Consider the following 14,483-nt stretch of genomic DNA (forward strand, 5'->3'; position numbering starts at 1 on the left):
TGGGCTCCTGCAGTGCCGAGGCCCGACGACGTCAGCGTGGACTGCTGGTCCGGCGCCGGAGAAACGGGCGGCCCCTCTTGTACGCCCTCGCTCAGGCGGCACCCCGGCCCGCGAGGACCGTTTCGCGGAATGAGGCCACCACGGGCCGGAGATCGACCCGGTGCCAGGCCGCCCACAGCTGAACAGACCCTCCGTACCAGGGCAGTTCGCGTACCGCGACGCCGTCGGTCGTGCCGCGCATCATGCTCTTCTGGATGAGCGCGAGGCCGAGACCTGAGGCGACCAGGCCCAGTGCGGTGAGTGGATCGGCTGCATCAAGACGGATGTCCGGTGTGAAGCCGGAGGCCACGCACGACGCAACGAACGTGTCGCGCCAGGCCGGGTCCTGGGAGTCGCCCACCGCGATCCACGGCTGCCCGTCAAGGGCGTCGGGGGTCAACTCCTCCTGCCCCGCGAGGGAATGCTCCGCGGGCAGCGCGAGCAGCAATGGATCCCGCAGCAAAGGGGCCGTGTTCAGGTCCGGGTCGTCCTCGGGCGGCGGCGTACGCACCAGCGCGATGTCCAGGCTGCGCTGGCGCAGTCCCTCGAACTGCTCGGCCGACTCCTGGTCGTACAGCGCAACGTGAATGCCCGGGCGTTGATCGCGCAGTGTGCGCAGGGCAGTGGGCAGGATGCCCGTGTGCATGGCGTCGGCCACGTAGCCGATGCACAGGCCGCCCTCCTCGCCACGGCCGAGCCGCCGGCCGAGGTTCTCCAGCCGGTCCGCGTGGCGCAGCAGGGCATGCGCCTCGGTCAGAAAGACACGGCCGTCGGAGGTCAGCCGGATGCGCTGCTGGGTGCGTTCGAAAAGGGTCAGGCCCAGGTTCTTCTCGAGCTGGGCAATCTGCCGGCTGAGAGGCGACTGGGAGATGTGCAGCCGCTCAGCGGCACGGCCGACGTGTTCGGCCTCGGCGACGGCAACGAAGTAGCGGAGGTGGCGCAGGTCAAGCATGTAGGACCTCGAAGGACTCAAGTATGTCCAAGCAAGTCTTGGACAGTCTCATGTACGGATCCTAACCTCGAACACGCAAGGCCGGCGGATCGCACATTCGCTGACGAATCCGCCGCAATCACCATCGCAAGGATCCCTCCATGAGCATCAAGCCCCTCCTGCCCGGCGCCCTCGGCTTCGGCACCGCACCGCTCGGCAACATGTTCCGGGCCATCCCCGACGAGGAGGCAGCAGCCACCGTCGAAGCCGCCTGGGACCAGGGCATCCGCTACTTCGACACTGCGCCCTTCTACGGCGCCGGCCTCTCCGAGATCCGGCTCGGCGACGTACTGGCGCAGCACCCCCGCGACGAGTTCGTCCTCAGCACGAAGGTCGGCCGCGTCATCCTCGACGAGATCGAGGACCCGGCCGCACGCGACCTCGGCGAGAAGGGCGGTCTCTTCGAACACGGTCGCCCGAACAAGATGGTCAACGACTACACCGCCGACGCCACCCTCCGCTCCATCGAGGACAGCCTCAAGCGCCTCCGGACGGACCGCCTCGACATCGTGTGGGTGCATGACGTCGCCCAGGACTTCTACGGAGACGAGTGGCTGGCCGCCTATGAGACAGCCCGCACCGGCGCATTCCGCGTCCTGCAGAAGCTGCGCGAGGAGGGCGTCATCAAGGCCTGGGGCCTGGGCGTCAACCGCGTGGAACCCCTGGAGCTCACCCTCGACCTGGACGAGCCGAAGCCCGACGCCTTCCTCCTCGCGGGCCGCTACACCCTCCTCGACCATGACCGGGCCCTGCAGCGCCTGCTGCCTGCCGCTGCCGCCCAGGACGTCGACGTCGTGGTCGGCGGCCCCTACAGCTCGGGCATCCTCGCCGGAGGAACGCACTTCGAGTACCAGAAGGCGCCCGCGCACATCATCGACAAGGTGGAGCAGATCAAGGCACTCGCCGAGCGGCACGGGGTCGGCATCAAGTCCGCCGCGCTGCAGTTCTCCCTCGCCCATCCGGCGACGGCAGCCGTGATCCCCGGCGCCACCAAGCCCAGTCGCATCGCTGAGGACCTGGCCGCTCTCGGCGAGACGATCCCGGCCGCGTTCTGGACGGATCTGCGCGAGGAGCGACTGATCGCGCAGGACGCTCCCGTACCCGCCGTCTGACCCCGACACCCCGCACGCCCTCAGGAGAATCCCGTGGCCACGACCACCGCATCCCTCGACATCCCCGCCTCGCCCGACCGCGTCTGGCAGCTCATCGGCGGCTTCGACTCACTGCCTGACTGGCTCCCCTACATCCCCACCAGCGAACTCAGCGACGGCGGACGCGTCCGCAGCCTCAGGAACGAGGACGGCGGCGTGATCGTCGAGCGCCTCGAAGCCTTCGACAACAAGGCCCGCACCTACAGCTACTCCATCCTCCAGGCTCCCTTCCCCGTCACCGGCTACCTCTCCACCCTCACGGTGCACGAGATGCCCGGGCAGGACACGGCCCGCGTGGAGTGGTCCGGCACCTTCACACCAGACGGCATCGGCGACGACGAAGCCATCGCTCTGTTCCACAGCATTTACGCGGACGGCCTCGCCGCACTGAACCAAACGCTCACCGTTCCCAACCAGTGTGCATAGTGAGTCTTGGGCTCACTGCTGCGAACGGGACGCATCCCGAACGGTTTTGGATGCGCTGGGTCTCCGCTTTCTCGTCCCGTCGGGCGACGCAGCTCCAGGGGCACGGTCCGTGGCGGGTGGGCGGTATCCATCACACCTTCGGGCCTGTGGCCGGGCCTGGACGGTCCGATGCCCCGCGGCATCGCTCCGGTGTTGCGGGGGCGGTGCCGTCCGTCGCCTGATCGAATCCAACGATCAACCCACCGATCAGGCACGCGGATCAGAAACGCGTACTCACACCAGGACGTCATCAGCGTCACCGGGACCACGCGCAGCGACCGGGAGGGCGGCGCGGTGACAGCGTAAGCCGCGGGCAGCGCGGCATGCTGAGCAGATGAGACGTCGCGGCCCCGACCAGGCAGAAGCAACGGCGCGGAACTATGCCGGAGCGGTCTACGGCTCGCTCCTCGCGGCCTCGGTCATCGCGACAGCGGGAGCGCTGGGCTCCTTCCCCCGGCTCCAGCTCGTGGTCATGCTGCTCACCACGGGCCTGGTCTTCTGGATCACGCACGTCTACGCCCACCTCGTCGGCGACCGACTGGTAAATCAGGCGCCGTCGTGGGAGCTGGTCCGCCATGAGGCACGCACGCAATGGCCGATCGCTCAGGCGGCACTCCCACCGGCCGCCGCCGTGGCGCTGAGCCCTTTTCTGGGGCTCAGCGCTGGCGACACCGCGTGGCTGGGGCTCGCCGTCGCCGTCGCCGAACAGGTTGCTTGGGCCACCGCAGCCGTCGTCAGAGCCGGCGCCCCTCGCCGCCTGGTCGCGATCAACGGTGCCGTCAACCTCCTTCTGGGACTGGCCATCGTGAGCGCAAAGGCCGCAGTCCAGCACTGATCCTGCGATGAGGCGACTCCTCCGGCAGCTCGCGGGCACAGGTGGCCGCAAGAGCCGCCGGTGACATCGACTGGGACGTCTCGGTCGACTCGACGTCGGTCCGTGCGCACCAGCACGCGCCCGGCGCCCGCCGTGTAGCGCCAAGCGTCCCCAAAGGGGGGCGCAACGCCGCGGTCGGAACCGATCGGGTGTGGGCGCATCTGGTCAACTGCCTGGTGGGGGTGGCGCGGCAGGTGAGGCTCTCGGCCGTTCCCGGGGCGGCTTCACCAGCAAGATCCATGTGAGTGCCGACGGTCGCTGCCGCGCTACTGTCGCTGATCCTGACGACTGGACAGCGCGCGGACTGCACCCAGTGCGAGGCCGTCATGAACCGGATCCGCGTTCCGCGGCTCGGGACAGGGCGGCCTCGCGTCACCCCCGACAGCGTCAGCGCCGATAGGGCGTACAGCAACCGTCGGACTCGCCGCTACCCGCGAGGACGTGACATCCGCCCTGCCATCCCCGAGAAGACGGACCAAGCGAGGAATCGTCGCAAGCGCGGCAAGGCCGGCGGCCGACCACCGGGACTCGACAAAGAGCGGTACAAGAAGCGCAACGTCGTCGAGCGGGCGATCAACAAGCTGAAGAACTTCCCTGCCGCGACGACACGGTACGACTGGGCCTACGTCTACCTCGGAACGGTCAGGTCCGCCGCACTGGTCATCTGGCTCCGCTCATGATCGCCAGGACGCTGCCTACCGGAGGTGGATGCGGTCGCCGACTACCGGACTGCTGGTGCGGGTCAACTCCCGTTGCCGCCATGCTCCGGGCGGGTCTCCGTGATGGCGCCGGAAGGCTGCGGCGAACGCGTAGGGCGAGCCGTAGCCGATCACGTTGGCGATTTTCGCCAGGCCCAGCTCGCCGTTGCGTAGGTAGTCGCGGGCCAGGGTCATTCGCCAGTCCGTCAGGTATTGCATCGGGGTCTGGCCGAGCGCGTCTCGGAAGGTTCGTGCGAAGGCCGCCCGGGACAGTCCGCTGATCTCGGCGAGCTCGGGGACCGACCACGGGTGCCCGGCATCCTGGTGTATGGCTTGCAACGCTGCGTTCAGCCGGGGATCCGCCGACGCCCGGTACCAGCGAGGTGCGGTGGTGCTCTGACGGAAACTGGTACGGATGGCAAGAACCAGAAGTATGTCGAGGAGCCGGTCCAGCACAGTGGGCTGACCTGGCTCAGGGGAAGCCAGCTCGCGGGACAGCAGGCCGATCACGTCGCGCAGGGGATCGCCGACGGCCGCCGAGAGTGGCAGCACCTGGGGCAGCGCATCGAGCAGGCCGCTGCCGATATCCCCCGAAAGCCGGTAGGCGCCACACAGGAACACCGTGGCCTGCGGGTCGTCCGAGCGTCCGTCCCGCCCGTGATGCGCCCGGAACTCCTCCGGTTCGAGGCAGTCGGCGCCGGGTTCATGGCCGATGTAGTGATCGGGGCCCCCGCGGACAAGCGTCACGTCGCCCGGCGAGAGCTCCATCGGGCTCTGAGAGCCGTCGTCGAACCACAGCCACCCCCGCCCCCGTACGACAGCATGCACCGCGAGCTGGATAGAGCCCCCCAGCCGCAACCCCCAGGGGGGCGTGGCCACCGTTCGCGCGAAAACAGCGCCCGAGGCGCGCGCTCTCGCGAGGTGGTCGTACAGCAGATCCATGCACCAAGCATTGAGCAGGACAATCACAGCAGTCAATTCTGTGAGCGTTTAAAACAAAGAACCGAGAGGATCACGCATTGATTCGCTCGACAGGTGGTCTCACCATCGAGTCATGACCGATTCACGACAGGCGACACTTGTGCTCGGCGGTACCGGACGAACCGGATCGCTGGTGGCGCAGAAACTCATCGAGCGGGGTCTGAATGCGCGTACGGCCTCGCGCCACGGCGCCGACGTGCTGTTCGACTGGGACGACCCGACCACGCATGCCGGTGCCCTGGACGGCGTCGACCGCGTCTACCTCGTCACGCCCGTCATGCGAGTCAAGTACGCCGGCCTGGTGGCCGACTTCCTCGATCTTGCCGCAGGAGCTGGGGTGCGGCACGTTACGTACCTCAGCACCTACGGCAGCGACCAGGCACCGCCGGAGGTCGACATCCGGGCCGTCGAGCTCGACCTCGCGTGCCGAGGAGCCTTCACACACTCCATCCTGCGTCCCGCATGGGTCATGCAGAACTTCAGTGACGAACACGTGCCGGTCATCGAAGGCGCCATCACCGTACCGACCCGCGGGGGCGCGGAAGCCTTCGTCGATGCCGCGGACATCGCGGCGGTCGCGGTCGAAACGCTGGTCGACCCTGACGCCCATGCCGGCGCGCAGTACGCGCCGACCGGCCCTCAACAGCTCACGGTCAGCGAAGTCGCCGACATCATCGCCGACGTGATCGGCCGACCCGTCACCCACAACGACATCGACCCTGACGCATGGATCGGCGGTGCGATCGCAGCCGGCTTCGTACCCGCCGACTACGCCGTGATGCTCCGCTGGCTGACGGGGACCATCATCTCCGGCAACGGTTCCCGGCCGAATGACGACATCGAGAAGGTCACGGGCAGGCCGCCCATCACCTTCCAGGACTTCGCCCAGCGGAATGCACCCGCATGGATTCTCCAGGCGGCCAAGTGACCACGCCCATCGACGAATTCGGCGACTTCGGCGACTACGCGGCGCTGGACCCCTTCTTCCGAATCATCGAGGAAGGACTGGCAGGCTTCGTCGACGGACGGCACTTCTTCGATCTCCTGGCCGAAGACGTCATCTTCGAGTACGTGATTTCCGTTCCCGGATACCCGCGACGGGTTGAGGGACGCCGGGCCGTGGTCGAGCTCTACCGCGGCTACGGCAGCACCATGGTCCTGCGGAGCGCGGACGAACTGGCTGTTCACCGGGATCATGAGGCGTCGGTGATCGTGCTTGAATACGCGGTGCACGGGCAGGCAGTCCAAACCGGGCGGGCCTACGACAACCACTTCGTCTCTGTGATCACCATCAACGACCGCAAAGTCACGCACTGGCGGGACTACCTTGACCCCGTCGCGGTCTTCAACGCGATCGGATGGCCTGCACAGTAACGGTCGACTCGCGGCGGCTCCGAGCTCGACGCCCTCGCCGAGGAACCCTGGTGGCCGAGCGCGAGAGCCCCGGCGGGATCCGCGACCTCGTGGAGGACATGGGCCGCCTACCGGCCCGAGAAGAGACGGTGGCCCATGGTCCGCACGGTGGCCCTGGCCGCGCCACCATGGGATCCCCTTTTCTCGGTGCACAGGCGGGCAACGACTTCGGCTGCATGCCTTGTCCCGCTGCTCGTGTCCGCCCCACCGCGCGGTGGGTTCCTGCGGCCGATCCTTCCACGGCGGGGCACTGTTCAGCTCCCGGGAGCCGCGTTCTTGACCGCGGCGAGGCGCTCGATCATGCCGAGGCTGTAGCGGTCGCGGGCGGTCACGGTGAATCCGGCTTCGCGTAAGAGGTGCAGCGGGCGCCGCAGCTGGTGATCGCCGGCGCATTTGACCAGGACCGGGTCGAGGAGGCGCTGACCCATCCGGATGGCGAAATAGTTGCTGATGACGTGGTCCAGGAGCAGCAGGGTGCCGCCGGGCTTGAGGACCCGGTGCATCTCGGCGACGGCGCCGCGGTCATCGGGGATGCAGCACAGGGCCAGGGCGCAGACCACCGTGTCGAAGGAGGCGTCGGGGAAAGGCAGTTCGGTGGCGGACGCTTCGGTGAGGGTGACCTCGACTCCTGTATCGGAGGCCCGCCGGCGGGCGCATTCCAGCATCGCGGGGGAGAGGTCCACTCCGGTCAGGTCGGTGCCCTTGGGGTAGGCGGGGAGGTTCAGGCCCGTGCCGACAGCGACCTCCAGGACGCGTCCTTGGACCTGGGAGCCGACCCAGCGGCGGCCGTCACAGATCATGTAGCGGTCGTAGTAGCGCATCCAGCCGTCGTAGTGCGGCGCAGCGCGCTCCCATACCTGGCGGGTGCGCTCGTCCTGGTCGCTGGTGTGTCCCATGGAGGCCCCCGGATGTCGTGGTGTCGGCGATCTCAGCATCGCGTCCCGGGCGGCCGGCGGCGACCGCTGCGTCTGGAAACGGCGTCGGCCTCGTTCAGCAGCAGTCGCAGCCGGGTCGGCAGCCGGAGGCATCGGCGGCGGGGGCGGCCGATGAGCCGGCCGAGGTGGTGGGCACTGGCCCGCAGCAGGCGTCCCCGCAGCAGGCGTCCCCGCGCCAGGCGTCGCGGCCTTCCTTGACGGCGACGGCCGCGATGACGAGAGCGGCGATCGGGTCGGCCCAGGACCAGCCGAACAGGCTGCTGACCAGCAGCCCGACCAGCAGCACCGCGGAAAGGCAGGTGCACAGCAGGGTCTGCTTGGAGTCGGCGACCGCGCCGACGGAGCCGAGTTCGCGGCCCGCCGTGCGCTGGGCTGCGGACAGGAACGGCAGCACGGCCAGCGACAGGGCTACGTGCACGATGCCGGGCAACGAGTGTTCGGCCTCGCCGGATCCGGCAGGGCGCGGATGGAGTCGACGGTGACGTACGCGGCGAGCGCGAAGAAGAGACGGCGATGATCCGCAGTGTGCGTCGCTCGCGGCCTACGCGGGTGGCGTGGTCAGGGCGGAGAACTGCCGGGCGACCGCCACGGCGCAGGAGACCTCGATGACGGAGTCGAGTCCGAAGCCGGTCAGTGCCGTAGAGAAGGCGAGGGTGCCCGCAGTGAGCGCGACGATGGCCTCGACGACGTTGTAGGTGATCGTCGCGGCGACGAGCACGGCTGTTTCCACAACTGCTGCCTGGCGCCGTCGGGAACGAAAGACAGTGACGCTCCGGGCGAGAGTTCCCGCAACCCGGCAGCCATCACCTCGAATGCCTCTGCCTCCCTGCGCATCGAGCGGTCCCTACGAAACGGTAACGGGGCACAACTGTAGGGGAGTTGCCTTGGTCTAAGCCGCCATGAAGATCTCTTTCCTGCTCCATAACGCCTACGGAATCGGAGGCACGATCACCACCACTTTCAACCTGGCCCACGCCCTGGCCGAGCGCCACGAGGTGGAGATCGTCTCTGTGCTGCGGCACCGGGAGCACCCGAACTTAACCCTGGACCCGAGGGTGTCGCTGCGGCCGCTGGTGGACCTCAGGCAGGAGAAGGAGCATCCGCTGCATCTGAGACCTGCGAGGGTGTTCCCCCGCGCCGAGTACCGGTACTTGCAGTACAGCGAGTTGACCGACCAGCGGATCGGCGGATGTCTCGCCACAATCGACGCCGACGTGGTGATCGGTACCCGGCCGGGGCTCAATGTGCATCTCGCGCTCCAGGCTCCGCGACACGTCGTACGCATCGGGCAGGAGCACCTCACCCTGGACAACCACCGGCCACGGCTGCGCAACACGCTGCGCTGGGCCTACCGCCGGCTCGATGCGCTCACCACGGTGACCGAGGCGGACGCCGCCTCCTACCGGCGCAAAATGCGGCTGCCTGGTGTACGGGTGGAGGCACTCCCGAACAGCGTGCCGGATCCGGCGCTGCCAGCCGCGGACGGCGCCGCGAAGGTGATCGTCGCAGCCGGCCGACTGGTCCCGGTGAAACGTTACGACCTGCTCATCGAGGCCTTCGCGGTGGTGGCTGCCGAACACCCGGACTGGCAACTGCGCATCTACGGCAAGGGTGAGCAGCACGATCGGCTGCGGCAGCTCATCGGGGATCTCGGCCTGTGGAACAACGTTTTCCTGATGGGGGCGGCGGCCCCCATGGAGGCAGAGTGGGTCAAGGGCTCAATCGGCGCGGCTGCCTCCAACTTCGAGCCGTTCGGCATGACGATCGTCGAGGCGATGCGTTGCGGCCTGCCGGTGGTGAGTACCGACTGCCCCTATGGACCCGGTGAAATCATCGAAGACGGCGTCGACGGCCGGCTGGTGCCGGTCGGGGACCGTGACGCGCTGGGCGCTGCCCTGCTGGAACTGGTCCGTGATGACGAGCGGCGCCGTCGTACGGGCCGTGCGGCCTTGGAGAACGCGCGGCGTTTCGCGCCCGGCCCTGTGGTCGAGCAGGCCGAGCGGCTGTTCGCCGAGGCGGTCTCGGCGAGAAGGGCGGGGCGACCGGCCGCGCAAGAATGTACCCGCGCTCACAGATTACTGGCCAGCCAGGGGTTCGCCGCCCGCGATGCCGCGTTCACCGTGGCCGGCAGCGCGCTGCGCATGGTTCGGAGGGGACAGCGGTGAGCACGGAACACGGTGCGCAACCACGCGTTGGCTGCGCGGTCGATGTGAACGGCCGGATGACCTTCGACCTACCGCCGGGGACGGCGGACGGACAGCAGTTGCTGCTGCGTTGGCGCCCGAAGAAGGGACAGCTCGAAAAGGCCTTCCACGCCCTCGACCTGGAGCCCGCCAGCGACGGCCGCCGACGCGCCGTCCTGGGTCCGCAACCCGTTCTCCCGGAGGGCCGATGGGACGTGTACCTGCTCACGGAACCGGGATCCGAGCGGCAGCGTCTGCGCCCAGGCCTTCGCGACCTGCGGGCACTCGTTGACGGACACCTCCGCGATTGGCCGTCACCGCTGGCCGTCCGGATCCCGTACGTCACCAAGGACGGATACCTCGCGGTGCGAGCCTGGCTGCGCCCCACCCACGCGGAGGTCGACGGCATCAATGTCACGGACCGGTCGATGACGGTCGGCGCACGCCTGCACGGTGCCTCGCTCCTGGAGGGAGCTGTCGTACGCCTGCACCTGCGGGGCGCCAGCGGCACCGTACGCGCACTGGAGCCACGGGCCGGAAACGACGACCGAAGCTTCTCCTTCACGGTCAACTACGAGGAGTTGGCCGCCGAGGTGAGCGCCGGGAGCGGCGTCTGGGACGTCTTCATCCAGCCAGCGTCGGAAGCACCTCTCATCCGGGTCGCCCGTCTTCTTGACGACGTGGCGGACCGCAAGGAGGTGTTCGTCTACCCTCCGGTCACAGTCGGCGGTGCCATCCTGAGCCCCTACTACACAGTCGACAACGACCTCGCCGTAGAGGTGGGGAGGGCTGGTTGAGGCAGCGGGCGGGGCGGAGTGGTGTTGCCGTGGATCGTGCCGGATGCGCTGTGTGAGCGGATCGAGCCGCTGCTTGCGTCCAAGCAGCGGCGGGGAGCTGTCGGCCATGTGGTCGCGCAACGCATGGATGTCTTCGCCAGCCCGAAGACATCGCCGACACCGGCACCTACATCGTCACCCGCCCACGCCACATGGCCGTCAACGAACTCCTCGTCCGCCCGACCGAACAAGCCTGAGCCTTCACGCGTGGCGACTGCGCGTCCACACAGACCCAGTTGTCCCATCCCGGGACCATCCCCGCGTGTGCGGGGAGCAGCAGGGCCGCGTCGCCCGTCAAGGCCCTTTGCTCGGCGGACGGAGTCGTGTGCCTGCATCGCGCTCGCCACGGACAGTCAGGCACAGGAGTGCGAGGACTTGGTCCGAGCCTGCGCTCTCGACGCGAGGGCGTTTCCGGAAGAGCTGTATTGCGACCTCTCTGCCGCTCTGGACTGCAGCGAAGCGGTGCTCACCTGCTCACTGACCGGCGCAACGGCGTCGGGCAGTTCGGCTCGGTGAGGACAGCCAGTGTCCTGTGCCAGTGAGCCAGTTTCATCTTGAAGTTGCTGGTCACGGGAGCCGGCGTGGGCGGCGGTTGAGGTCTCGGCGCTGGTGAATTTCTTGCCCGTTTCAGGGTGGCCGTCTGTCAGCGGGAGATTTCGCTGTTCGTCATGCTGTCCCGGGGAAAGGCAGCCTTCGCGACCGCGCCGTCTCCGCTGGGATCTCTCCAGGCCCTTCCGGACACAGCGACATCGACACCCTCCCCATGCGACAAGGTCGGTCTCCAGGACTGCAACCAGATCCTGGAGACCGACGTCACGCCCGGTCCGGATCAGCCAACAGCATCCCCAGTGGCCCGGACCATGCAAGCTGGCCTGTCGGCGCAGCAGGTTCAACGACAGGCCGTGGACACCGCTCGTGCTGATGCCGCGCAGCGGCGCACGATCGATTCCATTCGCTCAGAAGGAGAGGGTAGAGGCGAGACCCGTGATGCCCGAGATGTCGACGCCGCCAGCGCCTTGGGCGGACAGGCCCTGGGATGACAGGTTGAACCCAGCCGGGACGAGACCGTCGACGCCGCCCGAGGCCCAAGCGCCCGCCCCGTCGATGCCGCCGGTGGCGAAGGCACCGCCGCCGAGGCCACCAGACACGTTGTCCAGGTCGGTGTCGGACATTTCCTGGGTCGCAATCTTGGGGATGGAGCTCATAATGTGAAGTTCCCTTCGGGTGGCTTTGAGGAAAGGCTGCGACCCGTCCGGCCGACGGGCAGTACAGGCCGCAGGCACGGTAGCCGGTGCAGCACCGAGAGCCCAGTAACGGGATCCTGCGACTGCCGTGCCGCGGAGAGTAAAGCACGTGCGCGACCCGCAAAGCAGAAGAGCCAGCCTCCCCTTGTGAAGGGTTTTCGCCTCCGGAGTGTTCTGTCCGCGCAGATGTCCATGACTTGGTGGCAAATTCTCCACACGCTCGAAAGCTGCAGGTTCCCTTGAATTGAAAATTGCCTGCAGCGAATAAGACATAACCGCACCAAGGGAATGGCGCGACAGTCGGCAGGGTGAGGATTCTCGAAGACGACGTGCGCTCCGCGTAACCGGTGTGCAGATTCACTGGCGGATGCTGAACTCCGTCAGGGGCCTCAGCCACCGGTCGAGTGACGCGCCTTGCGGGGACTCGGTGAGGACAGCCCCCGGTGTCCTATGCCATCGATGCTTGATCGCGTGCCATCGAAGTTTGAGCGGGCTGCTTGCCATTCGTCGGCGTGTACCGGCAGGAGCGCGTCACGCCGGTGGCGGGCTGCGCGTCGTCGGGATGGTGCGTGATGACGAACACCGGCCCCTGCCACGCGCCGCCGTAGATGCCGCTGACATCGGGGTAGGCATCAAAGCCATCCCGGCGTCCCAGCACGGCGCCGGTCGCCAAGAGGGACTGTTTGGAGGCCGGCATCTTCGTTGACGCGGGATCGCTGTTCAGGAACTGCGCGAACGCCGCCGCGGCGGCCCGGTGCTTGCTGCTGCGGACGACCGCGCTCGTGGAGCTGCTCGTGTTCCCCGACACCGACTCTCCCGCGCTCCACTGGGAAAGCGGCGCGACGCGCCACTTGCCCGCCGTTGCCTTTGCAGTCCCGTGGAGGAACGTTGGGCACCAGGCGGCGGTGAGTCAGTTGACGTGCGACTCGCCGATCGACTGGGCGTGCGTCTGAGTGACGAGGATGGGCTGGCGGCGTATCCCGTACGACAGGTCGGACTTGAGGTACAGCGCCCAGACACCGGACCAGGGCAGCCACCACGGGCGGCCCCCCGCCGGCGACTCCGCGGGGGCCGGGTGCTGTTGCGCCGGACATGAATGTCAACAAGACGGCCGTTTCAAGACCCGTGCACGGGAATTCGTGCCTGCCGCGCGCCCTCAGGCAACGCCCGGCGCGGCAGGCGGGACTCGCGGGCTCACGGGGAAAAGGTGGCGCACGCCGTCCCCGCACAGGTCGAGAGCGAGTTCGCAGAACATGGCATTGGCCCAGCCGAACCAGTCCCGTGTGAAGAGGCGGGGGTCGTCGACATGGAAGCTCTCGTGCATCAGACCGGTACCGGCGGTGGTGGTCGCCAGGGTGTCCAAGGCCTGAGCGGCGTCGTTCGCGTCGCCGGTCAGCCCGGCGGTGGCGATCGCCAGGGGCCAGACATGCTCGTCCGGCGTGTGCGTACTGCCCACCCCGGATGCGTAACTCCCGTGGAAGTACGAGGAGTTCGAGTAGGACAGTACGTGGCGCCGGGTGGACCGGTAGAGCGGATCGTCCTGGGCGCACCAGCCACTGAGGGGGAGGCTCAGCAGGCTGGGCAGGTTGGCGTCGTCGGCCGGCAGGACACCTCCCTTCCCGTCCACCTCGTACGCCAGCACGGACGCGCCCTCCACCTCGACCACCGCGTGCGCCAGGATTCCCGCATCGATCTCGTCCGCGAGCGACAAGGACACCTGGGCCAGTTCCGCGTCATGGAGGACGGACCCGGCCAGGTCGGCCAGGCCGTACAGACACGTGGACGCCAACGCGTTGGCCGGCACAAGGTATCCGTATGCACACCGGTCGTCGCTCGGCCGGAAGCCCGACCAGGTCATGCCGGTCCATGCCACCGGCGCGCCGCGCCCGACACGCGGCAGGGTGTCCGACGCGAACGGGCCGGAGGGCCGGACGAACCGATACGGCGACCGCTCGTGCGCCTGCTCAGCCCGCCACGTCCGTACGATCGTCCACGCGGCCCGGCGGAAGTCGTCGTCGAGGTGGTCCACGCGGCCGGTCGCCCGCCGGATCGCGTACGCCAGCTGCAACGGCGCGCACAGCGAGTCGAGCTCGTACTTGCGCTCCCAGACCCAGCGACCCGGCGCGGGCCGGTCGACGGGCTCGCCGTGCGCGTCGGTGGGGCCGTCGTTGAAAGCATTCGCGTACGGGTCGAGGAGGACGCAGCGGATCTGCCGCCGTGACACACCGACCAGGACATCCCCGATCTCCGGATCCTCGGCCACGGCCAGATAGGGACGCATCTGAGCGGTGCTGTCACGCAACCACATCGCCGGAATGTCGCCGGTCCTGACGAACACCTCGTCTCCGGAGTCTCCAGAGGTGGCGCTCCAACTCATCGACGTGGTCCACGTGTTGGCCAGACAGCTCTCGACGATGTCCGCGGCCGGACTGCCTCGCAGTTCCCTGGCGAGCTTCCGTCCGAGCGTCCTCAGGGACTCCGGAACACCCCACGGCTGAGGAGGTTCGGGAAGGGGAAACGTTACCATCACGCCTCTTGACTCCTCCTGTGACCTACGCCACGGTGTGATCAACGGGGAATGGAAACGTTACCTTGAGAGAGCTGGCGACCACCAGACCGGCGAGTGCGCCATGGCTGACCCGTCGTCAACTCCCCGGAGGGAGAAGGTGATCG

Annotated in this window: 14 protein-coding genes and 1 pseudogene; 8 read left to right on the forward strand and 7 right to left on the reverse strand. The window is 68.1% G+C overall.

Translation table 11 applies throughout. The features are described from left to right. Positions 1-91: 91 nt before the first annotated feature. On the reverse strand, positions 92-991 hold the full coding sequence (locus tag ACZ4WS_RS32020) for a LysR substrate-binding domain-containing protein (RefSeq protein ID WP_467986014.1): 900 nt from the start codon (positions 989-991) through the stop codon (positions 92-94). Positions 992-1,131: 140 nt separating this feature from the next. On the opposite strand from ACZ4WS_RS32020, the gene ACZ4WS_RS32025 reads away from it, so the two are divergent. From ACZ4WS_RS32025 to ACZ4WS_RS32040, 4 genes are all read left to right on the forward strand, one after another. Beyond that, entirely contained in the window at positions 1,132-2,142 is a 1,011-nt protein-coding gene (locus ACZ4WS_RS32025; protein WP_467986016.1) for an aldo/keto reductase, read from the forward strand. Positions 2,143-2,175: 33 nt separating this feature from the next. Continuing rightward, a complete protein-coding gene (locus ACZ4WS_RS32030; protein ID WP_467986018.1) occupies positions 2,176-2,607 on the forward strand; it encodes an SRPBCC family protein in 432 nt (143 codons plus the stop codon). A 373-nt stretch (positions 2,608-2,980) separates the two neighbouring features. Then, positions 2,981-3,481, forward strand: coding sequence for a hypothetical protein (locus tag ACZ4WS_RS32035; RefSeq protein ID WP_467986019.1), 501 nt, complete (start codon positions 2,981-2,983; stop codon positions 3,479-3,481). Positions 3,482-3,765: 284 nt separating this feature from the next. Next, positions 3,766-4,200, forward strand: coding sequence for a transposase (locus ACZ4WS_RS32040; protein ID WP_467986021.1), 435 nt, complete (start codon positions 3,766-3,768; stop codon positions 4,198-4,200). Positions 4,201-4,215: 15 nt separating this feature from the next. Here ACZ4WS_RS32040 and ACZ4WS_RS32045 read toward each other — a convergent pair whose 3' ends face one another. Next, positions 4,216-5,160, reverse strand: coding sequence for an AraC family transcriptional regulator (locus ACZ4WS_RS32045; RefSeq protein WP_467986024.1), 945 nt, complete (start codon positions 5,158-5,160; stop codon positions 4,216-4,218). 112 nt (positions 5,161-5,272) lie between these two features. Here ACZ4WS_RS32045 and ACZ4WS_RS32050 point away from each other — a divergent pair, with 112 nt between their 5' ends. Both ACZ4WS_RS32050 and ACZ4WS_RS32055 read left to right on the forward strand, forming a co-directional pair. Continuing rightward, the gene (locus ACZ4WS_RS32050) at positions 5,273-6,127 is read left to right on the forward strand and encodes an NmrA family NAD(P)-binding protein (RefSeq protein WP_467986026.1); all 855 of its coding nucleotides are present in this window, start codon (positions 5,273-5,275) and stop codon (positions 6,125-6,127) included. After that, positions 6,124-6,573: a nuclear transport factor 2 family protein gene (locus ACZ4WS_RS32055; RefSeq protein ID WP_467986028.1), complete on the forward strand. Its 450-nt coding sequence runs from the start codon at positions 6,124-6,126 to the stop codon at positions 6,571-6,573. The genes ACZ4WS_RS32050 and ACZ4WS_RS32055 overlap by 4 nt, the downstream gene beginning before the upstream one ends. 293 nt (positions 6,574-6,866) lie before the next feature. Here ACZ4WS_RS32055 and ACZ4WS_RS32060 read toward each other — a convergent pair whose 3' ends face one another. Then, a complete protein-coding gene (locus ACZ4WS_RS32060) occupies positions 6,867-7,508 on the reverse strand; it encodes a class I SAM-dependent methyltransferase (RefSeq protein ID WP_467986030.1) in 642 nt (213 codons plus the stop codon). A gap of 94 nt (positions 7,509-7,602) precedes the next feature. Then, positions 7,603-8,277, reverse strand: a pseudogene (locus tag ACZ4WS_RS32065) (cation efflux transmembrane domain-containing protein). Between the two features lie 169 nt (positions 8,278-8,446). Between ACZ4WS_RS32065 and ACZ4WS_RS32070 the strand changes: the two are divergent. Together ACZ4WS_RS32070 and ACZ4WS_RS32075 are read left to right on the forward strand one after the other, a co-directional pair. Next, positions 8,447-9,712, forward strand: coding sequence for a glycosyltransferase family 4 protein (locus ACZ4WS_RS32070; RefSeq protein ID WP_467986032.1), 1,266 nt, complete (start codon positions 8,447-8,449; stop codon positions 9,710-9,712). A gap of 56 nt (positions 9,713-9,768) precedes the next feature. Continuing rightward, positions 9,769-10,527, forward strand: coding sequence for a hypothetical protein (locus tag ACZ4WS_RS32075; RefSeq protein WP_467986034.1), 759 nt, complete (start codon positions 9,769-9,771; stop codon positions 10,525-10,527). 995 nt (positions 10,528-11,522) lie between these two features. Here ACZ4WS_RS32075 and ACZ4WS_RS32080 read toward each other — a convergent pair. The 3 genes from ACZ4WS_RS32080 to ACZ4WS_RS32090 all read right to left on the reverse strand — a co-directional run bounded on the left by ACZ4WS_RS32080 (position 11,523) and on the right by ACZ4WS_RS32090 (position 14,337). After that, positions 11,523-11,771 carry a type A2 lantipeptide gene (locus tag ACZ4WS_RS32080; protein ID WP_467986036.1) on the reverse strand — a complete coding sequence of 83 codons (249 nt, stop codon included), beginning with the start codon at positions 11,769-11,771 and terminating at the stop codon, positions 11,523-11,525. A gap of 487 nt (positions 11,772-12,258) precedes the next feature. Then, on the reverse strand, positions 12,259-12,618 hold the full coding sequence (locus tag ACZ4WS_RS32085) for a hypothetical protein (protein WP_467986038.1): 360 nt from the start codon (positions 12,616-12,618) through the stop codon (positions 12,259-12,261). A 348-nt stretch (positions 12,619-12,966) separates the two neighbouring features. Then, positions 12,967-14,337, reverse strand: a complete 1,371-nt coding sequence (locus ACZ4WS_RS32090; protein ID WP_467986297.1) for a glycoside hydrolase family 125 protein — start codon at positions 14,335-14,337, stop codon at positions 12,967-12,969. Positions 14,338-14,483 lie beyond the last annotated feature (146 nt).

This window comes from Streptomyces sp. NPDC029292 (assembly GCF_055569295.1).

Excerpts from the sequence above, each read along its gene's own strand:
- ACZ4WS_RS32020 (WP_467986014.1), bottom strand. The coding sequence starts at position 991 with ATGCTTGACCTGCGCCACCTCCGCTACTTCGTTGCCGTCGCCGAGGCC.
- ACZ4WS_RS32025 (WP_467986016.1), top strand. The coding sequence starts at position 1,132 with ATGAGCATCAAGCCCCTCCTGCCCGGCGCCCTCGGCTTCGGCACCGCA.
- ACZ4WS_RS32035 (WP_467986019.1), top strand. The coding sequence starts at position 2,981 with ATGAGACGTCGCGGCCCCGACCAGGCAGAAGCAACGGCGCGGAACTAT.
- ACZ4WS_RS32045 (WP_467986024.1), bottom strand. The coding sequence starts at position 5,160 with ATGGATCTGCTGTACGACCACCTCGCGAGAGCGCGCGCCTCGGGCGCT.
- ACZ4WS_RS32050 (WP_467986026.1), top strand. The coding sequence starts at position 5,273 with ATGACCGATTCACGACAGGCGACACTTGTGCTCGGCGGTACCGGACGA.
- ACZ4WS_RS32060 (WP_467986030.1), bottom strand. The coding sequence starts at position 7,508 with ATGGGACACACCAGCGACCAGGACGAGCGCACCCGCCAGGTATGGGAG.
- ACZ4WS_RS32070 (WP_467986032.1), top strand. The coding sequence starts at position 8,447 with ATGAAGATCTCTTTCCTGCTCCATAACGCCTACGGAATCGGAGGCACG.
- ACZ4WS_RS32075 (WP_467986034.1), top strand. The coding sequence starts at position 9,769 with ATGACCTTCGACCTACCGCCGGGGACGGCGGACGGACAGCAGTTGCTG.
- ACZ4WS_RS32080 (WP_467986036.1), bottom strand. The coding sequence starts at position 11,771 with ATGAGCTCCATCCCCAAGATTGCGACCCAGGAAATGTCCGACACCGAC.
- ACZ4WS_RS32090 (WP_467986297.1), bottom strand. The coding sequence starts at position 14,337 with ATGGTAACGTTTCCCCTTCCCGAACCTCCTCAGCCGTGGGGTGTTCCG.